The sequence below is a fragment of the Rhodococcus sp. NPDC019647 genome (assembly GCF_044389235.1).
Classification (GTDB): Bacteria; Actinomycetota; Actinomycetes; order Mycobacteriales; family Mycobacteriaceae; genus Rhodococcus_F; species Rhodococcus_F oxybenzonivorans.
In genome coordinates this window covers 388232-409126 of the sequence record NZ_JBIRXS010000004.1, presented here as the reverse complement: position 1 = coordinate 409126, position 20895 = coordinate 388232, and the positions used below count along the sequence as shown (strand labels likewise).

Here is a 20895-nt window from a genome sequence, read left to right as displayed (position 1 = left end):
CACCGAGGAAGTGTCCGATGGCTCGACCGCAGACTGTGCCGACCGCACTATCACCCACTGTTCCGGCAAGGTCGGTGCGAACCGGTCGTCCTGACCGGACCTGGTTCTCGATCTGCGCGGCAATGTTCGGGGTCGCATGGGGTGGCAATCAATTCACACCATTGCTGACCATGTACCGGACGGAACGCGGGTTCAGCGAACTCGCAGTGAACACCCTGCTGTTCGCGTATGTTGTCGGCCTGATCCCCTCGCTTCCGCTCGCGCATCGGCTGGCGGCCCGCTGGGGCACCCGGGATCCTCTGGTTCTCGCCGTACCCCTCAGTGCACTGGGCTCGATCCTGGTCGCGGCCGGGTCACACAACCCTGCCCTGATGTTCGCGGGGCGTATGTCGACCGGTGTGGCGCTGGGGATCGGGATGGTTGTCGGTGGGTTGGCGCTCAACTCGCTGTCGACCACGTCTGGCCGCGCTCCACGCGCATCGGCAATGAGCCTGACCAGCGGATTCGCGGTGGGCGCAGGTGCTGCGGGAACACTCGCCCAGTGGGCTCCTGCACCGACCACCACGCCTTTCGTGCTGCACGGAGTGCTCTGCGCGGTTGGCGCCCTACTGATCGCGCGATCCACGACCGGTCCTGCGCGCACACGCTCAAACCCGTCGGAGCGAAACCGAACACCACTTCCGCGAGAATTCCATCTCCTGGTGATACCCGCCGCGCCGTGGATCTTCGGAGCTTTGGGCATCGCCTACGCGGTCCTTCCGCCCATCGTGGTGGCCGAGTTGGCCGGCTTCGATTCGGCATTCTCCGGACTGCTGTGTCTGCTGAGTTTAGGTCTGGGCTTCTTCGCGCAACGACTCGTAGGGCGCACGCCGAAACGAGCGGGTCGGGCACGGGCGATCGGACTTTCGCTGTTCGTCGTCGGGACGCTCGCCGCCGCCGTCGCTGCCGCAACCGCGTCGGTGTGGCTGGTCGTGGTCGCGGCATCCGTGCTGGGGATCGGATACGGATTGACGTTGGTCGGGTGCTTGCGTGACTGCGAGCGATCAGCTCCGCCCGGCCGGCTCGGGACCATGACCGGCCGGGTCTACTGTCTGGGCTACCTCGGGTTCGGACTCCCGACCGCGATCGCATGGCTGCACAGTTCATTCGCGGTCGGCACCACGACCTCGTTGCTGTGGATCGCCGCCGCGGCCGGCGTGACCAACATTGCGGGTGCTGTCATTTTCGGCATCACACGAAGGAAGCAGGCGGCCGACGTGTGCGCAGTTCCAGCCGCCGGAACTACGCACCACCCGGGCGTGTGACGTGGCTAAGTTTCGAGTATGTCCTTCCTGATCGTGGGCGCCTCGGTTGCAGGCACTCGAACAGCAATCGCTCTGCGGCAGCGCGGCTTTGCCGGGCACATAGTGCTCCTGGAGAGTGAAGAGCACTGGCCGTACGACAAACCGCCCCTGTCCAAGGACCTCTTGGCCGAGGGACCTGTTCCGGACGTTCCGCGACTTCTCACACCGGAACTCGCAGCAGAGTTCGACCTCGACGTCCGGTTGGGTATGTGCGCGACCGGTCTCGACCCGGCCCGGCGGGTGCTGGTCACCCACACCGGTGAGGAGTTCTCGTACGAACGGCTGGTGATCGCTACCGGAGCGCGTGCACGCGCCCTGCCGGTTCCCTCCGGTCTGGCGGGGGTTCACACGCTGCGTACGCTCGACGACGCGACGGCTCTGCGAGAGGCTCTCGTCGGCAGGCCGCGGGTGGCCGTGGTGGGCGCCGGATTCATCGGTGCCGAATTCGCTTCCGCGGCGCGGGGGCGCGGCCTCGACGTCACTATGATCGAGGCACTCGAGATCCCGATGAGTCACGTTTTCGGCGACGAGGTCGGGCGCGAGATCTCCTCGATCCACACACTTCACGGCGCCGGGCTCGTCACCGGAGCACGCGTCGAGGGCTTCCTCGGCCGCGAGCAGGTCGAGGGGGTCGTCCTCGCCGACGGAACCGAGGTACCTGCCGACCTCGTCGTCGTCGGCGTGGGCGCAGTACCGAACACGCACTGGCTCGCGGACAGTGGGCTTCCCATCGACGGCGGGGTGCACTGCAGCGACCGCTTCGAGGTCGACGGTTTCCCCTCCATCTTCGCGATCGGCGACCTCGCCCTGCGTCGACACCCACTGCTCGGGGTCAGCGCGCGGATCGAGCACTGGACCAGCGCCGCTGAACAAGCCGATGCCGTCGCCGCGATCGTGACCGGCGCGGAACCCGCTGCGGCCCAACTGCCGTACGTGTGGTCGGACCAGTACGGCGCCCGGATCCAGATGGTCGGGATGCCCTCGCTCGGCGAACTCGCCCATCGCGAGGGGTCGATCGCGGAGGGCCGCTTCCGCGCCGTCTACACCGACGTCGACGACAAACCGATCGCCCAGGTCAGCGTCAACGATGCCCGAGCAGTCGCCGCGTTCCGCAAGAACCACCGTCGCGACGGGAGTCTCGAAGACCTCGTCGGCCAGCAGAGACCCGCCCGATAGAGGAAGGCACCCATGCGTCATATCCAGCATTTCAAGGACGGTCCGGACAAGATCCTTCATATCGAGACCGAGGGCTGCAAGGTCAACGTGATCATCGGGACCCACGACCTGAGCAACGAGGTCTTCACGACCGTCGAGATCCTGCCCGCCGAACCCGATGACGACGGACGAAATTGGATGGCAATCGGTCCCACGGCCGTGCTGGTCGTTCCTGCCACCGGTTCCGATCCCGACAGTTGGCTCTTCCGGGACCTCGCTACAACCAATCCCAGCGTCGCCGACCACCACTAACGCACGCCGCCGGCGCGGCCCGCACTCATCAGAACGGACCATCTCCATGACCGCAGAGCAATTCATCATCGACGACCGCGACAACAACCTCTTCCGGGTCAACCGTGAAGCCTTCACTTCCGAGGAGGTGCTGCAGCGCGAGCGCAAAGAGATCTTCGGAAAGACATGGCTCTACGTCGGACACGAATCCGAAATTCCCGGCAAGAACGACTTCCAGACCCGGGACGTCGGCGGCCGGCCGGTGATCTTCAACCGCGACCGCCATGGTGATGTTCGGGTGCTGCTCAACACCTGCCTGCACAGGGGATCATCCGTCTGTCGGCACAGTTCGGGTAACGCCAAGATTTTCACCTGCTTCTACCACGGCTGGGCGTACCGAAACTCGGGCGAGTTGGTCAATGTGCCCGGTAACGAGGATTACAAGAGCGAGCCGGCAGCGGTGTACAAGGGTCTGCAGTCCCCCGCTCAGGTGGACAGCTACCGCGGGCTCTACTTCGTGAACTTCGATCCCGACGCGCCGGATCTGCTTACGTTCCTCGGAGAAGCCCGATACTTCATCGATCTGGCAGCCGATCAGTCCCCCGAGGGCGTCGCAATCCTCGAAGGAACCCACAAGTACTCGCTGAAAGCCAACTGGAAGCTCCTCGTCGAGAACAGCATCGACGGATATCACGCCAAATCCGTCCACCACACCTACTTCGAAATGATGATGGAACTGGGTGCCACCCCCCCGATGCTGGGTAAGGAAACCGTCAACGGTGTGGCGCCGGCCGGCATGGGTACCGAATTCCCGAACGGGCATGCCACGTTGATGTATCCGGCCAACGGACTCCCGCTCGCGACCGACAGTGTCAAGCAGACACTCGCGAACCTTCGGGCACAGGCCGAACAGGCCTTCGGTGAGAACTACGCCACCGCAATGTTCGGGCTCGCACGAAACTCGGTGTTTTTCCCCAGCCTCATCCTGATCGATCTCAGCTTCGGATTGACGCTGCGCACGTTCTACCCGATGAGCCCATCGGAAACCCTTGTCACCGGCCGGCAGATCATCCCCAAGGGTGTCGACGAGGAGTTCGTCAAATACCGCATCAACAATGCACTCACCTTCTGGGGACCGGCGGGGCTCGCGACCCCGGACGATGTCGAAGCTCTCGAACAGGCCCAAAAGGGGTTCGGTGCACGCGGCGAAGTCGGCTGGTCCGACGTGTCGAAAGGTATGGGCAAGCCCGTCCCAGCGGCAAACGACGAGTTGCAGATGCGCTCGTGGTGGCGAGAATGGAACAGGCGAATCACCGGACAGCAACTCCCTACCGAGGGCACCTCGTTCGTTCCCTTCGACAAGCAGGACGTCGATGCCTGACCTCGTTCGACAATGCCGCCTATCCGCCAGTCACCTCAGAAGGACATCCCTATGACTTCCGTGTCGGAGACACCATCCATCACCACTCGAAGCGCGATCGAGGAATTCCTGTTCCACGAAGCCGGCCTGATCGATCAATGGCGCCTCGAGGAGTGGCTCGACCTGTTCACCCTCGACTGCACATACGAAGTTCCCGCCACGGATCGGCCGGACGCAGATCCCGGTCTCACGTGGTCGCTCATCCACGATGGTCGCACCATGCTCGAGCAAAGGGTGATTCGGCTCAAGAAGCCGGAGGCGCACGCCGAGTTTCCCCATTCTCAGACCAGTCGGATCGTCGGCAATGTGCGAATTCTTGCAGAGACGGACGAAATGCTCTCCGTCACCGCTAATTTCATCATCAACCGTGCAAAAGCCGGCAAGTTCGACACCTACGTCGGCCGGTACGACTACGAACTCATACCCCGGAATTCGTCGTTCCTGATCCGTCGAAAGCGAGCCGTCCTGGCTCACGACATGCTCGATCCCCAGGGCAAGATCAGCTTCATCATCTGAACGCTTCCACGATCCACAATTCGCACCGCCGACAACGAGGCGATTCCCGCATCCGCGCTTTACGAGAGGGCCGACCATGGCACCAGAAACGTCAACCGAAGCACTGATCTTCGCGTGCAATGAGCAGGATCTGGCTGACGGCGAAACTCTACGCTTGGACGCCGAAGGTGGGATCGCCGTGTATCGCGTCGACGGCGAATTCTACGCCACATCCGACTCCTGTAGTCACGAAAAGTGGTCGCTCGGCGAGGAAGGCGAACTCGAGGGGCACGAGGTGCTGTGCACGCTCCACATGGCCCGGTTCGACGTCCGCACCGGTGCACCCCTGTGCTTTCCCGCGGTTCTCGCACTGAAGAAGTACCGAACCGTTGTAACCGACGGTCGAGTGTACATATCGTCGAACGACGACTGAACGCTCTCGCGCCCAGCACATTCCAGCGGAAGGTAGTACCACCACATGAACAGGTTCAAAGGCCGGACCGCGGTTGTCACCGGCGCAGGCAGCGGCATCGGCCGCGCCATCGCCGTGCGATTGGCGGACGAGGGTGCCGATCTCGTCCTCGGAGACCTCAGTGCAGACGCAGTAGAGGCGGTCGCCGAACACCTTCGGCCCGGCAATGCGGCGTCGGTGACCACCGTCGTCGGAGACCTCTCGCAACGAGAGGATGCCGCCGACCTCATCCGGCGGACAGTCACCGAACGCCGCGCGATAGATGTGCTGGTGAACTGCGCGGGCGGCGGTGTCATCCTGCCCACGTTCGACCACACCGAGGAAACCTTACGGGCCACCATCGACCGCAACCTCTGGACGACCCTGTACACCACGCTCGAGGCACTACCCCACATGGTGGACGCCGGTTACGGCCGAATCGTTCACATAGGAGCCGAATCCGTGCGCAATGGTCTGTACCGGCACGCGATCTACAACGCCGCCAAGGGTGGAGTTCATGCATTCGGAACGGGACTCGCGCGTGAGTTCGCGGATTACGGAATCACCGTCAACACGGTCGCTCCGGCGTGGATCGAGACGCCGGAGGCCGCAGCCAAGTTGGCCTCCGCACCGCCCGAGGTAAAAGACGACATGGCGATATTCGGCGCCCAGATGCGCAACCTCATCCCGATGGATCGTCCAGGAACGGTCGAAGAAGTAGCGGCCACAGTCGCCTTCGTCGCGTCCGAGGAAGCGTCCTACGTGACAGGTCAGGTGATCAGCGTGAACGGTGGCAGTTCCATGCTGTGACGCGTCCCAGCAGTGGACGTGCTCTCGGACCGCAGCGGGGAGGAACACGATCAGTGCATCAGCCGCCCTATTCCCGATCCCGGGCGTCGGTGAGCGCACGGGTAATGCTCAGGGCGGTGGTATGGACGGCGGGACCGACACGCCGGATATCGACCTTGCCGATCCATCCGGACGCGGAGACGGCGGCCACCGGCGGACCGTCGTCGATGCGGATGACGCTCGCGACGCAGGCCACGCCCGGTGCCGACTCCTCGTGCTCATAGGCGATGCCGCTCGAGGCTATGCGGCGCAACTGCCGCACCAGCGGTCCGGGCGCGGTGATGGTGCGTGGACCCACCCGGACCAGGCCGGCTGCGAGTACCTCGGCGATCACCTGCGGCGGTGATCCCGAAAGCAATGCCTTGCCCACCCCCGTGGCGTGCGCGGGTAGACGGCTACCCACGCCGGACGGCAGCCACGGTGCGTCCCGTCCCGGCAGTATCTCGACGTAGACCACCTCGGTGCCGTCGAGGATCGCCAGATGCACGGTCTGCCGCGTCGCCTCGCGCAGGTCGGCGAGGAACGGCAGCGCCACCTCACGGACCGACCGTCGACGTGAGGCCCGTTCGCCCAGTTCGAACAGTCGCAGACCCAGCCCCACCTTGGCACCCCGACGTTCGAGAAACCCAACGCCTTCCATCTCCTTCACCAGCCGCGACACCGTCGCCTTCGGTATCCCGGTCCGCCGGGTCAGTTCGTTCACACCCAGCGCGGTGTCGGTGGGGCCGAATGCGGCGAACAGATCCGACATCCGCCGGACCACCGACGTCGGCTCGCCACCGGGCGGCGAAGTGTTCCGTTCTACGGGACTCATTCGTTGAGTATCACCATCCGGCCCGGCACAGTACAAGCCACACGCACCGTCCGTTTCCACACGAGCGAAAGCAATCGAACGACTCGACCGGCACGACCCTGACGGCGAATTCCCACAATCGGAGGACACTGATGTCAGCTATCACGCCCACCACTCAACGAAGTTCGTCGATCCTGGACGCAGCCGCCCGCCTTGCGGCCGCAACCGCCCGACCGTGCGCACCCGTGCGGGACCTACTCGGGGTCACCGATATCGACGCCGCCTACGCGGTCCAGCAGCGGTTGACCGACGACCGGGTAGCCGCCGGCGGCACCGTCACCGGCCGGAAGATCGGCCTCACCTCCCCGGCCGTGCAACAACAACTCGGGGTGAATCAACCCGATTTCGGTGTGCTGTTCGCCGACATGGACGTCACCGGCCTACCCGAGGTACCGAGTAGCCGGTTGCTGCAACCGAAAGCCGAGGCCGAGATCGCGTTCGAACTCGGCAGCGACCTCGTCGACGGTGACCTCGACATCACACAGGTTCGGGCCGCCGTCGCCCGCGCCGCAGCAGCGTTGGAGATTGTCGACTCCCGCATCGCCGACTGGGACATCACCATCACCGACACCGTCGCCGACAACGGCTCCTCCGGACTCTACGTCCTCGGCGAGAGATGGCTCACGTTGGACGAATTCGAGCCCCTCGAGGTGTCCATGCGCCTGTTTGTCGGTGAGGAATCGGTGTCCGAGGGCACCGGCGCCGCCTGCCTCGGTGACCCCCTCGAAGCCCTCGCATGGCTCGCCCGCACCGCCCGGGACTACGGCCAGCCCCTGCGCGCCGGACAGGTCATCCTCTCCGGGGCCCTCGGCCCCATGGTCCCCACCCCGCCGGGTACCACCATCCGCGCCGAACTGACCAGCCTCGGCACCGTGACCGCCACATTCTCGAAGGACCACTCATGACCGACACCCAAAAGATCAAGGTCGCGATCATCGGATCCGGCAATATCGGCACCGACCTGATGATCAAGGTGATCCGCAACTCCGACACCCTCGAGATGGGCGCCATGGTCGGCATCGACCCGGCTTCCGACGGACTCGCCCGCGCCGCCCGACTAAAGGTGCCCACCACCGCCGACGGCGTCGACGGCCTGATCGCCCTCGACAACTTCGCCGATATTTCCATCGTTTTCGACGCCACCTCCGCCAAGGCCCATCAGGCCAACGCCGCCGCCCTCGCCCCTTACGGGAAGAAACTCGTCGACCTCACCCCCGCCGCGATCGGCCCGTTCGTCGTTCCCCCGGTCAACCTGGAAGAGCATCTCGACTCCGGCGTCGACAACGTCAACATGGTCACCTGCGGCGGCCAGGCCACCATCCCCATGGTCGCCGCCGTCTCCGCGGTCACCCCCGTCGCCTACGCCGAGATCGTCGCGTCCATCGCCTCCAAATCCGCCGGCCCCGGCACCCGCGCGAACATCGACGAATTCACCGAAACTACCTCCCACGCCATCGAACAGGTCGGCGGCGCTGCCCGCGGCAAGGCCGTGATCATCCTCAACCCCGCCGAACCACCCCTGCTGATGCGCGACACCGTCTTCGCCCTGATCGGCGACGCCGATCACGACGCGATCCGCGCATCTGTCGCGGAGATGGCCGCCCGGGTCGCCGAGTACGTCCCCGGCTACCGGCTCAAGCAGGACGTCCAGTTCACCCCGATTCCCGACGGCGAACCCGTGCACACCCTGCTGCGCGACGGCGGCGGTCCGGTCACCACCAAGGTATCGATCTTCCTCGAGGTCGAGGGCGCTGCCCACTACCTGCCCGCCTACGCCGGCAACCTCGACATCATGACCTCCGCGGCCCTGCGCACCGCCGAGTCCATCGCCCGACGCATTCAGAACACCATTCCCGCGGAGGCCCACTCGTGACCACCCCCCAGCTCTACATCCAGGACGTCACACTCCGCGACGGCATGCACGCAGTCCGGCACCGCATCACCCCCGACGACGTCGGACGCATCGTCGCCGCCCTCGACGCCGCCGGTGTCGACGCGATCGAGGTAGCCCACGGCGACGGTCTTGCCGGCGGCTCCCTCAACTACGGGCCCGGCTCGAACACCGACTGGGAATGGATCGAGGCCGCCGCCGACAACCTGACCCACGCCACCCTGACCACGCTGCTGCTGCCCGGCATCGGCACCATCGCCGAACTCGAACACGCCTACCAGCTCGGGGTTCGCTCCATCCGCATCGCCACGCACTGCACCGAGGCGGATGTGTCCGCCCAGCACATCGCCAAGGCCCGCGAGCTCGGCATGGATGTCTCCGGATTCTTGATGATGAGCCACATGAACTCCGCCGACGACCTCGCCAAGCAGGCGAAACTGATGGAATCGTATGGGGCGCAGTGCATCTACGTCACCGACTCCGGAGGTCGGCTCACCATGGACGGTGTCCGTGAACGCGTCCGCGCCTACCGGAACATCCTCGACCCCGGCACCCAGATCGGTATCCACGCCCACGAGAACCTCTCGCTGTCCGTGGCCAACAGCGTCGTCGCCGTCGAAGAAGGCGTCGCCCGCGTCGACGCATCCCTCGCCGGGCACGGCGCCGGCGCCGGCAACTGCCCACTCGAGGCATTCATCGCCGTCGCCAACCTCCAGAAGTGGAGTCACAACTGCGACCTGTTCGCACTCCAAGACGCCGCCGACGACCTGGTTCGCCCCCTCCAGGACCGGCCCGTGCGCGTGGACCGAGAAACCCTCACCCTCGGCTACGCCGGCGTCTACTCGTCCTTCCTCCGCCACGCCGAAACCGCCGCGAAGCAATACGGCGTCGACGTGCGCACCATCCTCCTCGAAGTCGGCAAACGCGGACTCGTCGGCGGACAGGAAGACATGATCACCGACATCGCCCTCGACATGACGGCCCTCTAGGCCGGGTTCGTCATGACCGACGGGCGGATCTCCCCGATCGCGGGGGAGATCCGCCGAGCCGTCGCTCCCATCTGTGCGACGAGACCGGACCCGAGAGCGGCGTGGAATCGGATCGTCGGCATCGCGACGACCAGTGCCCCGAGAACCGATCCATCACCGTTACGCAGACAGATTGCCACAGACGAAAGTCCGACCTCTACGGAGTCGACCGCTGTCGCATAACCGTTCTCGACTATCGCCCGCAGCTCCTTCCGAAGTAATTCGAACTCTCCGGCCGACAAATGATCGGGCGCGAGAGCGTAATCCGAACGGTACAGCTGGGCGAGCGCATCCTCGTCGAGTTGGGCAAGCAAGATTTTGCCTCCGGCAGACATCCGCGCTAGCGGCACATGCCCTTGACGGTTTCCGACCCTGAGCAGTTTCTCGGATTCGACGGTACCGATCACGCGGGACTCGACTCCGGTACGAACCACTAGATTTACTGTCTCGCCGGTGCAAGAGGACAATTCGTTCATCGGCTCGAGGCAGGCATCGCGGAACGTCCGAGTCCAAGACGAGCCTGTGGGGCCGACCCCTATCGACGGACCGGGAAGGTACCGTCGAGACTCGTCTTGGACGACGAAACCGTGATAGATCAGCATGGCCAGCAGACGGTGCGCCGTCGACTCGGCCACACCGATCTCCTCGGCAGCGTCCTTGAGTCGGAGACTGCCATGGTCGCGGACGGCACTCAGCAACAGTAGTGCGTTGTGCACGGATTCGATCATGTAAGTCGGCTTACTGATCGGCCTCGTCTTCATATCGGGATGGTAGTCCGACTTCGCGCCGTCCGGAATGTCTGCATACCGATCGACACCACCGGTCGACCGCTACCTCAGACTTGGACGAGCCCTCGAGTCTCCGACTGCAACCGCCCGAGACTTCGGTTCAACTCGGACAGGTGCCGGGTACTCATGACGACTCCATATCCGTCGCGGTCCGCACACGTCCAGCGCATGAGTGCGTTGTGCACCATCGCGGTGGGAGCCGCGATCCAGGGTGCTCCAACGTGTGGTGTGGCTCGAAGCCGAAATTTCTTCCCGCGAATATCAGTCACAGTCATATCGATGCCGGTACACACCATTCCGAGGTGATTACTGGTCATCTCCAACTCGTCGGTGAGCCCATATACCTCCCCGTCCTCCATCACGTAGCCGTGGGAGAGCTGGAACGCGTCCGGATTCGCCACACCCGGATTCCACGGGCAGATCATGTGGAAGGCCAGATCCTCACCGAAAGTCGCGGAGACGATGTGATTCGGCTTGCCGGCCTTCATCGGATCGCGAGGGCCCCAACTGCGATCCATGCGCTCGATGGAATCGACAACGTACTCCCGACCTCTGACGATCATCGTGCCGGTCGCCCGTCCAGTCGCGTCCGCATGACCCACGGCCTGACTCTTCCCTGACTCCAAGTCTGCGTGGATGTCGAGGACCGAACCCGCCTGGGGGCTGTGCGTCGGATCGTGAATGTCGAATGGGTCCATTAGGTTCGTCCAGTCGACGTGAATCTCCGTGCCGTCGTCCGCAACGTAGTCGATCCGGAACTTACGCGGGGCGTCGACCGCATCAATCGACAGGCCGATCGGAGAGTCGATCCGGCTGAATCGCGCCGGCGCGGGAAGATGTGGATTTTCATTGTAGTGCAGGAGTTCCGCACGAGTATCGGTAAGCGATCCGCAGACCATTACCTGGTTCCACATCACTCCTAGACCCGGGCGCACGTTCGTGTAGATCAATGCGTAGAGATCAGCCTCCGGAATCACGATCGGGAATAAAATCGTCTCGACCCACAAGTGGTCTGCCTCGGGCGGGTTCTGATATTCGAAGTGCTGAGCATCGAATGCCATGTTCGTTTCACTCCTCAGTTGTCGGTCGTTCGGTCAGTCAGTTGGGTCGGGATTTCGCCAAGGTTCGGGCAGCGATAGCGCCGGCAACGACGCTGATCGCAACGACACCGATCGCGTAGAAGGCCGGTGCGGTCGCCCCGCCGAGTCCGGCGATGGCCGCAAGAATGATCGGCGTCGGGCCTGCGAATAGCGTTGTGGCCATCTGCCATCCGAGCGAGAGCCCGGTGTAGCGGGTGTCGGTGGCGAACATTTCCGACAGCAGCGGGGTCACCGCGGCGATGTTCGCGGCAACCACGGGGGTGACAACCACGATCGCGGCAACCGCAAGTGCAAGCACCCCACTCGACAGGAGCACGAGGGACGGGTAGATGAGCACGATCAACGTTGCCGAGGAGGCGAGGAGGAGCGGGATCCGGCCCACCCGGTCCGACAGTCGCGCAAACGGTAAGACGGCGGTGCAGTAGGCGACAAGGCCGACGAAGGTGATCAGTTGGGCATCCGCAGCCGAGAACTCCGTGAATTCCTTCAACGCAGAGGGTAAGTAGATGAAGTACAACGCCATCATGCACGAGTTCGTCGCCGCGATCCCGATCCCGATCAGAACAGAACGGTAGTCTCGGCGCAGCGTGGTCAACAGCGGCGACTTCTGCACGCCACCTTCCCGGGACAGCGCGGTGAAAGCCGGTGTCTCCTCCAGCTTGAATCGGATGTACAAACCGATCAGCCCCAGCGGCAACGACAGCAGCAACGGCAATCGCCACCCCCACTGCGACATCGACTCGGCCGACAGTGTCCGGGTCAGCACCATCGCCGTCCCCGATCCGAACAACATCGCCCCACCGACAGTCAGCGAGATGAAACCGACGAAGAACCCCCGCCGGGACGGCGGTGCGAACTCCGCAACCAGCGAGGCCGCTCCCCCGAACTCGCCACCGGCAGAAATACCCTGCACGAGGCGCAATACCATCAGCAGGACCGGTGCCGCGACGCCGATCTGGTAGTACGTCGGCAGTAATCCGATTCCAGCCGTCGCGAGCGTCATCAAAAGAATGACGACGGATAGGACGGTGCGCCGGCCGTACCGGTCCCCCAACGGCGCGAAGATCACCGCACCGAGTGGACGGGCCAAGAAGCTCACCGCGAACGCGCCGAACGTCAGCAACAGGCTCACGAATGAGTTGCCGGTCGGGAAGAATGCCTGGGCGATGAACGTCGCTACATAGCCGTAGATGACGAAATCATAATACTCGACGAAGGTTCCGAAGCTGGCAGCCACGATCGCTCGACGGCGAACAGCGGTCGCGACCGTACTGTCAGGTGTGGTGATCACCGCTGATGACATGTTTTCTCCTGATGGTGCGTATGAACGACGGATGGCTAGTGCGCACTGTTCGTGGTTATCGGGGCGCCGAGCAGGGAGCTGAGGGGCAAAACTGCATCCGGGTCCGGATCGACCCCCTGGGGAAGGAACCACGACCGCTGCATCTCGACGAGCGGTCGCGAATGGTCGAGAACAAGTCGAGAGACCTCAGCGAAGACGCCCGAATCGGACGTGTGTGCAGATCTCACGAAGTCGGAGATCGCTCGCGTCAGCTCGTCAGTCACCCGATCAAGAAGTCCATACTCCGGAATCGCGACTTGCTCAGTGGCATAGGCTTCCTCGAGTACCTCGATGAGCCGCGCTCGCGCGCCACGCTCGTCGTCATAGCAACTAAGCTGCTCTGCCAGAACGCGATACGTACGAAATTCGTACAGCTTCCGTGGATATTCGTAATGCGCTCTGTCGCGGTAGAAGTCGAGAACGCCGGTGATCACCCGTACCTGCTCGGCGGCCAGCGATTCCGAACCGACCAACGCCGGCGTGACCGTCATGCGCAGCGAGCGGGCGGCGGCATCGAACGTGTTCGCAGATTTGTTCACCATCACAAAACCTCCTCGAGATCCTTACCGAGTTGAAGAGCCATCAAGTATCCGGTCGCCTCGAGCCCAGTCAGCAGTACATCCTGATGGGTCTTCCCAAGCTTTGAGACCCGGTAAGCCGATCCCAGCGCGGTGACGACGGACTGGTACTCGTTCAAGATCCGGTAGAAAGTCAGCTTCTCGGGATCGACGGTCAGGCCCGATGCCTTCTCGTACCGTTCGAAGAAGGCGCTGGTCGGCAGCAGCCCTGTCGCCAGGAATTCGGAGCCGTCCTCGGTCGGGTGGCCGAACGGGTATAGCGTTGCCCACGCAAGGTCCCGGTGGCGATCACCGAGGAAGCTGCGCTCCCAGTCGAGGATTGCGGTTATCCGGCCGGTGTCTTCGTCGAACAAGAAGTTCCCGCCGCGGTAGTCACCGTGGACGAGACTTACATGGTCGAGGGTCGGAAGGTTGTCCATGAGCCACCCTGCTGCCACATCGAGAAGCGGAAGGTCTTCACCACGGTCCTCCTCCCACACCCGTCGAGCACGGTTCACCTGCCATTGGGCACTCTCGGTGCTGTCGACGCTCGGCCATTCGTAGTGATCGAGCGACACCGACTCGAGGTCGAACGTGTGAATACGGGCCAAGAGGTCGACGAACTGTGGCGCCAGCGCGGCCCGCAGATCGGCACCGTAGTTGATGCCGATGCCGGCGATCCGGCTCTGCGCTCGACTAGGCTTCGCGGATCCAGGCACCCAGGTGTAGACGAGGGCGGGTTCCGGGAACCATCGACCGTCTTCGTCGACCCAACGAACTGTAGGAACGGGCACTGTTCCTGCGAGGGCGTTGATGACCTCGAACTCGCGCATCCGACTCGTGGCGTTCAGAGACTCCGGCGGTTCCATGCGGAGCACCAGGTGTTCAGTGACCGGTCCGTCGTCGGGACCGTCATAGGTCAGAGCGAAACCCACCTGGATCTTCGAGGCACCACCGGTCAGCCACCGTAGGTCCCGAATCTCGAATTTCGACGGTAGAACGTCCCCCAGCATGGCTTCGAGCGCGTTCGTGAGGAGCCCGAGATCGTAGTTGCGGTATCCAGCCCCGGTCCGGCGCTCCATCTTGCGCGTCAGCATTCGGTCGTATTCGGTTTCGGTAGGAAACCGCGCGCGAATCCGCTGGATGAGATCCGGCATGGGTTCGTCTCGATCGGCGTCCGAGATCACTACGGGAGCGTGCCGATCCCAATTGATGGTTGCACTCATGAATTCCTCATCACGCTCATGGCGGGAAACGCCGTGACCGGAGTCCTGCGTTTCGGCTCCGGGAAGTTGGCCTTGCGAGTCGGACGGTGATCGCCTCGACACACGAAACGCTAGTGTGACCGACCCCACAGGTACAGAAGGTTCTGCTGTGCAGAGGATGGGCGACCGGGCACTCCCCAACCCGAAGGGCAGCAGCTCAATTGGAACTCGCCGCTTCGAGTCAATTACGAACGGTGGACTCCGCCGCGAGCATCCACCAGCGGCAGTTCTTAACTGGACATGACGCGGAGCATGCGTGCGAGGTAAAGAATTACTCCGGTGTCGTTCCGAAGTGAGTCGGATCGACGGCCGATACACCCGGCACGCCTATCGGCGACCCCTCGTGGAGCGTTGTCCCGATCTGCAAATCATCGCCGTCCTTGCCACGGCCCGGCCGAGGAGTTTATGGTCAGTCCATTCGCATGAGAGGAGATCAGTGTGTCGATCAGAGTGGGGTTGTCGGTCACGGATGCACTCCTCGTCCCTAAACCCGCAGATCGGCGGCTTCTTCTCGATTCCGCGGCCGAAGCCGGGCTCGATCACATCACCGTCGGTGACCACATCAGCTTCCACGGCGGTACCGGGTTCGACGGCATGGTGTCAGCCACGACCGTCCTGTCCAGCCACGACACTCTGTCGGTGATCATCGGTGTCTACCTGCTCGGCCTGCGGCACCCGATGCTCGCCGCCCGCCAGATCGCGACGCTTTCGCAGATCGCACCCGGACGGTTGGTGGTCGGTGCCGGCGTCGGCGGTGAGGACCGATCCGAGATTTCGAACAGCGGGGTCGACCCCAGTACCCGCGGCCGTCGGCTCGACGAAACCCTCGAGGTTCTGCGTGCCGTTCTCACCGGTGAGGAGGTCACCCATCACGGCGAGTTCTTTACCCTCGACCAGGCACGAATCTTGCCGGCGCCGCGGCCCGCGGTCCCGATCCTCATCGGCGGCCGAGGTGAATCCGCCATTCGCCGCACCGCCCGCTACGGCGACGGCTGGCTTGGAATCTTCTGCACACCAAGGCGATTTTCGGAGACACGTACCGCGATCCTCGACGCCGCCGCACGGGAAAACCGCGCTCCCGACTCGTTCGGCGTGAACGTCTGGTGTGGCCTCGACACCGACGCCGATGTTGCGGATCGTCTGGTCGGCGAGAAGATGCAGGCCTTGTACCAGTTGCCGCGCGACAAGTTCCGTCACCTGGCACCCTCCGGAACACCCGAGCAAGTGGCCGAGTGGCTGAACTCGTTCGTCGAGGCAGGTGCCGACAACATCACCCTGGTCCCGGCAGCCACCTCGATGGAAGCGGCGATCGAGCACACGGCCTCGGTCCGTGCACTACTGCTCGGCTATCACAGCTGACCGGGCGACACAGCACTACGCGTCCTACGACTACGCGACCATCCGTCGCTTCATAGGGAAAGTCGTTGCGTCGAAATGAAAGGAACACACGGTGCCACTTCCCGACGAACGGAGATCCGCATGACCGACCCGAAACGCCGCAAAGCACTGGTGACCGGTGCCGCACGTGAGGGCGGAATCGGCAAGGCCATCGTCGCCCGGCTCGAGTCCGAAGGGATGGAGGTGGTTACCCTCGACCGTGCACCCGGGTGTACGTACCAGGCCGACATGTCCACCGACGAACTGCCCCCGCTCGACGACATCGACATCTACGTTGCGAATGCCGGCTTGACGACGATGTTCGGTGCCGCACACAGCATGTCGATCGACAAGTGGCGGAAGGATCTCGACGTCAATCTCACCGGGACATTCCGGGTGCTTCAGCAGTGCCTGCCTGGGATGCGCGAACGACGGTATGGCCGCGTCGTCGTCATCTCCAGTACCGCAGGCACGCAGGGCATGCCGGCTCAGGTGTCGTACAGCACCACGAAGGCCGGGTTGCTCGGTCTGGTCAAGACAGTCGCGGCAGAGAACGTCGCCCTGGGCATCACCGCCAACGCCGTCCTGCCCGGAATGACCGCCAGTTCCGGGATCCTGTCCATGCCGCAAGACATCCAGGACGCCTGGCTCGCGTCGATGCCCAACGGATTCGTCGACCCCGCCGACATCGCCGACGCCGTCGCGTTCTTCGCCTCCCCCACCGCCCGCAGCGTCACCGGCCAGTTCCTCACCGTCGATGCAGGTGACGGTCTCAACACCCGCACGGTTACGTCCGCGGTGGCACAGCACTGACGGAGTGCGCGCACGCTGACCGGTCATAGAACGAGCTCTACCGCGAACTCAGGGTTCCCCGATTAACCCACTGCAGGCGTTCCCTACCGTCCCACGCGTCGGTTCCCGACTCGGAGGACGCTTCGACTTCCCGCGCCGACGCATCTCACCCCCTTTGGACAGTCCTTTACAATGGACTATCCATATGGTGTTATCTGTGACGGGCGCCACCCCGGAGGGGGTCTTCCTCCGCGGCAGCCCGCCCCATTACCGATTTCGATCGATCGACAGGAGTTTCCATGAGCGCAGTCGGCACGGCTGGGTCGCAGGCGCCCACGCGGCATCTGAATCGCTGGTGGTACGTCGTTACAGGCTTTTTGACTCTCCTGTTCGGCACGACCGCGGTGAATGTCTTGTTCAACATCCTCGGCAAGCCGATGACCGAGGAATTCGGCTGGGAACGGAGCGTCATCAGCAACGGTCTGTCCATCGAAACGGTGCTGGTGGGTATCAGCATCGTCATCCTGGGCTTCCTCGTCGACCGGTACGGTCCCAAGATCCCGTCGGTTCCGATGTCGCTGGCATTCGGAATCGGATTGATGCTGATGTCCGTCCTGCCGAACAACCAGCTCGCGTTCTATCTGCTCTGCGTGGTGATCGGCGCCGGAGCTGGCGCCGTCAATCCGGTCGCGCACTCGACCGTGGTGAGCGCGTGGTTCCAGGACCGTCGCGGTATGGCGCTGGGTATTCTCATGGCCGGCCTCGGCTCGTGCGGGGTGCTCATGCCGTATCTGGCCAACTGGGTGCTCGGTATCGGCGGCTGGCGCATGGCGTTCCTGGTCATCGGTGCCCTGTGCACGGTGATCCCGGCCGCGGTGTACGCCTTCGTCACCCGGATGCCCGCCGAACACGAAGCCGAGCGTAAAGCGGCGCGTTCAGAGGGTCGGATGGCCGGAGAATCGCTACTCACCGTGGCAAGGAAGTACCGGCAATTCTGGTTGCTGTCCGTCGCAATCTTCCTCGTGTCCTCCGCAACGTTCGGCCTGATGTCCCAGGTCGTGCCCATGACCACCGACAAGGGCATCAGCCAGGGCACTGCAGTCTCGATCCTGTCCGTCCTGAGCCTCGCGTCGATCGCGGCACGACTGCTGGTGGGCTACCTGCTCGACCGGTTCTACGCCCCTGCCATCGGCTCGATCATCTTCGCGCTGTGCGGGGTCGGGGTCTTCGTCATGATCACGTCGTCGCAGACCGGCCTGCTGTTCGTCGGCGCAGCTCTGATCGGCCTGGGCCTAGGGTCCGAGGGTGATCTCGCCGCCTACATGGTGAGCCGATACTTCCCCAAGCACTCCTACGGCCGGGTGCTGGGATTCATCTACTTCCTCTACGCGCAGGGGTCGGCGTTCGGCATCTTCCTGCTCGGACAGGTGTACAGCGCCACCGGCTCCTACACTGCCGGTGCGCTGCCGATCATCGTGCTGGTCGGAATCGCCATCGCCTGCCTGCTGATGATGGGTTCCTACCGCTTCACCCTGGACCATCGCGAGATCGGCGCCGACAATGTCACCGTCGAAGAAAAGGAGCACGTATGACCGACGGATTTCACGACGCCTTGGTGACTCGCGCCACCGAGGACATGCCGGAGAAGTTCTTCGACCGGTTCATGTTCAACCTTCACCCGGACGGAGATACCGCGCCGTCCGTGATCCTCGGCGCCGGGGTCTACCCACCCCGCAACGTCGTGGACGGTTTCGTCGTCCTCACCACGCGGACCGAGCAGCGCAATCTCCGCTACTCCACCGAACACTCCGAGACCGACGGCGCCTCCGTCGGACCACTGAGATGGGAGACGGTCGACGACAATCGCACCTGGCGGATCCAACTCGGCGAGAACAAGACCGGACTCGAACTCGATGTGGTGTGGCAGGCTCGCGCACCGTATTGGCTCGGGTCGGTGGACGTGGAGAACACCTACGGGAACGTCACCTCCTTCGATCACCTGTTCCAGCCCGGTCGCTACGAGGGCACGCTCACGCTGGACGGAACCACCACCGACGTCGGGGGGTGGTACGGACTGCGGGACCGGTCTCGCGGAGTACGCACGATGTCCGGGGGCCAGGGTTTGCACATCTGGTACCAGGCCCAGTTCCCGGACCGCACGTTCGGATTCTTGCTGGTCGAGGACCGCGAAGGCGGACGAATCCTGTTGGAGGGCGCCGTCATGCACGACGACGGACGACTCGACGACATCACCGACGTCCGGCACGACCTGGTGTTCACCGCGGGCAACGACCTCGCCAGTGGCACGGTGGAGGTCGTGACTGCCGGCGGCGCGACCTACCGCATCGATTCGGACGCCTCGGCCGGCGGCGGCTACATGGCGGGCGGCGGCTACGGCGGCCATCACGGCAAGGTTCGTGGCCGCGACCACGAAGAGTTCGACGTCTACCCCCTCGATGGAACCGTGGGCCCGAAGACTCTCGACTCCGCCCTCACCGACCGTTGCTGCACGTTCGGGTGGAACGGGGAGACCGGCTACGGGATCTTCGAGTTCGCCCTGTCGCGATCGTCGTCGTACACCTACCGCCCCACGCTGACGCGCTGACCCCACGCCGGCCACTGCCCCTGCATCGACCGAAAGGTGCAGGGGCAGTGCTATTGGGTGCAGGGCAGCGCTATTGACGGAAGGCGTCCAGGCCCTCGGTCGCCATTCGCACCATGTGGTCGGCGAGTCCGGCCGTGCGGGTCACCTTGGCGGGCCAGTACGCGATCGAGAAGATCATGCCCAAGCACGACTGGGTGGCCACGGAGATCTCGGCCGGTGACGCAGCGGGGATCGCCCGCGCGACCGCAGTCTCCCAGCCCTGGACGTACTGCTTGCGCCGTCGGTTGATCGCCTTTCGCCACGGATCGACCAGCGAACGGTCCTCGCGCTGGCTGACGTTGACGAGGTGGCGGTGCCTCGCCGCGAAGAGCGCATGATGACGGATCATCCGTTGAAGATCGAGGTCCGCGTCGTCGAGTACCGGCTCGGTGGCGCTGATCAGCTCGTCCATCGCCTCGCCGAACAGGGTGGACAAGATCTCGTCCTTGCCGGAGAAATGGCGGTAGATTGCTGGGCCACTCAGGCCGGCCCGCGACCCCAACTCGTCGACACTTGTGCCGTGAAATCCCTTCTCGTAGAACAGCTCTGCAGCAGTGTCGAGAATCTTACGGTTGCGGTCCACCAAGCCATTCTAGCACCAGACTGTGAACGATCGTTATGATGTGTCGATGACGTCACCAGCAGAAATCCCCTCGTACGTTCAGGTACTAGCACTGCCCCGCGAGTGTGGGCCGGTGCCCATCCCGTCCGCCTACGAGGACGAGAACGGCCACATGAACATTCGCCACTATTTCGATCTCGAGGCGCAGGCAATCGCCGTCGTGTTCGACAGAATGGGCATCACCGACGACTATCGCGCTACTCGGGAACAGGGTTTCTTCACCGCCGAGCACCACATCCGGTACTACGCGGAGGTGCACGTCGGCGACCAGGTGTCAGTCCACGCGCGCATCGTCGAACGTTCCGACAAGATTATTCACGCCATGGCGTTCCTCGTCGACGACACCACCGAACGCCTCGCGAGCACCCTCGAGGTCACCGCGACCCACGTCGACCTCACCACCCGCCGGGTCGTGCCCTTCGCCGACGACGTCGCGGCCGCAGTCGACCGGGAACTCAGCCGCACCGACGTCAGCTGGCCCGCCCCCGTGTGCGGTGCAATGGGCATCCGAACCCGCGCCTGACCCACAATCCTTACGCAGCTCCCCTTTCACAGCGCCGCGGGCAGACGCGCACCTTCTCGGTTCTGCACCGATCCGACCGCGGTCAATCCACATCCGGCCGCATCGCCCC

At 63.9% G+C, this 20895-nt stretch carries 22 protein-coding genes; 15 read left to right on the top strand and 7 right to left on the bottom strand.

Annotation, left to right across the window (positions count from 1 at the left end; translation table 11 throughout):
• The first annotated feature begins 17 nt into the window (after positions 1 to 17).
• From ACH49N_RS11985 to ACH49N_RS11955, 7 genes are all read left to right on the top strand, one after another.
• A complete protein-coding gene (locus ACH49N_RS11985) occupies positions 18 to 1304 on the top strand; it encodes an MFS transporter (RefSeq protein WP_358272208.1) in 1287 nt (428 codons plus the stop codon).
• A gap of 18 nt (positions 1305 to 1322) precedes the next feature.
• Positions 1323 to 2519: an FAD-dependent oxidoreductase gene (locus tag ACH49N_RS11980; protein ID WP_358272209.1), complete on the top strand. Its 1197-nt coding sequence runs from the start codon at positions 1323 to 1325 to the stop codon at positions 2517 to 2519.
• 12 nt (positions 2520 to 2531) lie between these two features.
• The gene (locus tag ACH49N_RS11975; RefSeq protein ID WP_061700692.1) at positions 2532 to 2810 is read left to right on the top strand and encodes a hypothetical protein; all 279 of its coding nucleotides are present in this window, start codon (positions 2532 to 2534) and stop codon (positions 2808 to 2810) included.
• A 46-nt stretch (positions 2811 to 2856) separates the two neighbouring features.
• A complete protein-coding gene (locus tag ACH49N_RS11970) occupies positions 2857 to 4170 on the top strand; it encodes an aromatic ring-hydroxylating dioxygenase subunit alpha (RefSeq protein WP_358272211.1) in 1314 nt (437 codons plus the stop codon).
• Positions 4171 to 4221: 51 nt separating this feature from the next.
• Complete coding sequence (locus ACH49N_RS11965; RefSeq protein WP_317767282.1) at positions 4222 to 4725, top strand: aromatic-ring-hydroxylating dioxygenase subunit beta; 504 nt, start codon at positions 4222 to 4224, stop codon at positions 4723 to 4725.
• Positions 4726 to 4801: 76 nt separating this feature from the next.
• The gene (locus ACH49N_RS11960; protein WP_358272212.1) at positions 4802 to 5137 is read left to right on the top strand and encodes a non-heme iron oxygenase ferredoxin subunit; all 336 of its coding nucleotides are present in this window, start codon (positions 4802 to 4804) and stop codon (positions 5135 to 5137) included.
• A 45-nt stretch (positions 5138 to 5182) separates the two neighbouring features.
• On the top strand, positions 5183 to 5965 hold the full coding sequence (locus tag ACH49N_RS11955; protein ID WP_358272214.1) for an SDR family oxidoreductase: 783 nt from the start codon (positions 5183 to 5185) through the stop codon (positions 5963 to 5965).
• A 67-nt stretch (positions 5966 to 6032) separates the two neighbouring features.
• Here the strand turns inward: ACH49N_RS11955 and ACH49N_RS11950 are convergent, their stop codons facing one another.
• The gene (locus tag ACH49N_RS11950; protein WP_358272215.1) at positions 6033 to 6818 is read right to left on the bottom strand and encodes an IclR family transcriptional regulator; all 786 of its coding nucleotides are present in this window, start codon (positions 6816 to 6818) and stop codon (positions 6033 to 6035) included.
• A gap of 131 nt (positions 6819 to 6949) precedes the next feature.
• Here ACH49N_RS11950 and ACH49N_RS11945 point away from each other — a divergent pair, with 131 nt between their 5' ends.
• The 3 genes from ACH49N_RS11945 to dmpG are packed head-to-tail and all read left to right on the top strand — an operon-like array spanning position 6950 to position 9737.
• Positions 6950 to 7762, top strand: coding sequence for a fumarylacetoacetate hydrolase family protein (locus ACH49N_RS11945; RefSeq protein ID WP_358272217.1), 813 nt, complete (start codon positions 6950 to 6952; stop codon positions 7760 to 7762).
• Entirely contained in the window at positions 7759 to 8730 is a 972-nt protein-coding gene (locus tag ACH49N_RS11940; protein WP_358272218.1) for an acetaldehyde dehydrogenase (acetylating), read from the top strand. Before ACH49N_RS11945 ends, ACH49N_RS11940 begins: the two co-directional genes overlap by 4 nt.
• A complete protein-coding gene (dmpG, locus tag ACH49N_RS11935; protein WP_358272219.1) occupies positions 8727 to 9737 on the top strand; it encodes a 4-hydroxy-2-oxovalerate aldolase in 1011 nt (336 codons plus the stop codon). The genes ACH49N_RS11940 and dmpG overlap by 4 nt, the downstream gene beginning before the upstream one ends.
• On the opposite strand, the gene ACH49N_RS11930 is transcribed toward dmpG, so the two are convergent.
• The 5 genes from ACH49N_RS11930 to ACH49N_RS11910 all read right to left on the bottom strand — a co-directional run bounded on the left by ACH49N_RS11930 (position 9734) and on the right by ACH49N_RS11910 (position 14789).
• Positions 9734 to 10537, bottom strand: coding sequence for an IclR family transcriptional regulator (locus ACH49N_RS11930; RefSeq protein WP_358272221.1), 804 nt, complete (start codon positions 10535 to 10537; stop codon positions 9734 to 9736). The two genes, dmpG and ACH49N_RS11930, sit on opposite strands and share 4 nt — an antisense overlap.
• 74 nt (positions 10538 to 10611) lie before the next feature.
• Positions 10612 to 11625, bottom strand: a complete 1014-nt coding sequence (locus ACH49N_RS11925) for a hypothetical protein (RefSeq protein WP_358272223.1) — start codon at positions 11623 to 11625, stop codon at positions 10612 to 10614.
• A 37-nt stretch (positions 11626 to 11662) separates the two neighbouring features.
• The gene (locus ACH49N_RS11920; protein WP_358272225.1) at positions 11663 to 12967 is read right to left on the bottom strand and encodes an MFS transporter; all 1305 of its coding nucleotides are present in this window, start codon (positions 12965 to 12967) and stop codon (positions 11663 to 11665) included.
• A gap of 35 nt (positions 12968 to 13002) precedes the next feature.
• Positions 13003 to 13548, bottom strand: a complete 546-nt coding sequence (locus ACH49N_RS11915; protein WP_358272226.1) for a hypothetical protein — start codon at positions 13546 to 13548, stop codon at positions 13003 to 13005.
• Positions 13548 to 14789 carry a phosphotransferase family protein gene (locus tag ACH49N_RS11910; protein WP_358272227.1) on the bottom strand — a complete coding sequence of 414 codons (1242 nt, stop codon included), beginning with the start codon at positions 14787 to 14789 and terminating at the stop codon, positions 13548 to 13550. Before ACH49N_RS11910 ends, ACH49N_RS11915 begins: the two co-directional genes overlap by 1 nt.
• Before the next feature lie 477 nt (positions 14790 to 15266).
• Here ACH49N_RS11910 and ACH49N_RS11905 point away from each other — a divergent pair, with 477 nt between their 5' ends.
• The 4 genes from ACH49N_RS11905 (at position 15267) to ACH49N_RS11890 (ending at position 19602) form a co-directional block, all read left to right on the top strand.
• Positions 15267 to 16187: an LLM class flavin-dependent oxidoreductase gene (locus ACH49N_RS11905; RefSeq protein WP_358272229.1), complete on the top strand. Its 921-nt coding sequence runs from the start codon at positions 15267 to 15269 to the stop codon at positions 16185 to 16187.
• Between the two features lie 120 nt (positions 16188 to 16307).
• Positions 16308 to 17018, top strand: coding sequence for an SDR family NAD(P)-dependent oxidoreductase (locus ACH49N_RS11900; protein ID WP_358272230.1), 711 nt, complete (start codon positions 16308 to 16310; stop codon positions 17016 to 17018).
• Positions 17019 to 17296: 278 nt separating this feature from the next.
• On the top strand, positions 17297 to 18589 hold the full coding sequence (locus ACH49N_RS11895; protein WP_358272232.1) for an MFS transporter: 1293 nt from the start codon (positions 17297 to 17299) through the stop codon (positions 18587 to 18589).
• Entirely contained in the window at positions 18586 to 19602 is a 1017-nt protein-coding gene (locus tag ACH49N_RS11890) for a hypothetical protein (protein ID WP_358272233.1), read from the top strand. Before ACH49N_RS11895 ends, ACH49N_RS11890 begins: the two co-directional genes overlap by 4 nt.
• A 70-nt stretch (positions 19603 to 19672) precedes the next feature.
• On the opposite strand, the gene ACH49N_RS11885 is transcribed toward ACH49N_RS11890, so the two are convergent.
• The gene (locus ACH49N_RS11885; RefSeq protein ID WP_358272235.1) at positions 19673 to 20224 is read right to left on the bottom strand and encodes a TetR/AcrR family transcriptional regulator; all 552 of its coding nucleotides are present in this window, start codon (positions 20222 to 20224) and stop codon (positions 19673 to 19675) included.
• A 46-nt stretch (positions 20225 to 20270) separates the two neighbouring features.
• On the opposite strand from ACH49N_RS11885, the gene ACH49N_RS11880 reads away from it, so the two are divergent.
• A complete protein-coding gene (locus tag ACH49N_RS11880; protein WP_358272236.1) occupies positions 20271 to 20786 on the top strand; it encodes a thioesterase family protein in 516 nt (171 codons plus the stop codon).
• Positions 20787 to 20895 lie beyond the last annotated feature (109 nt).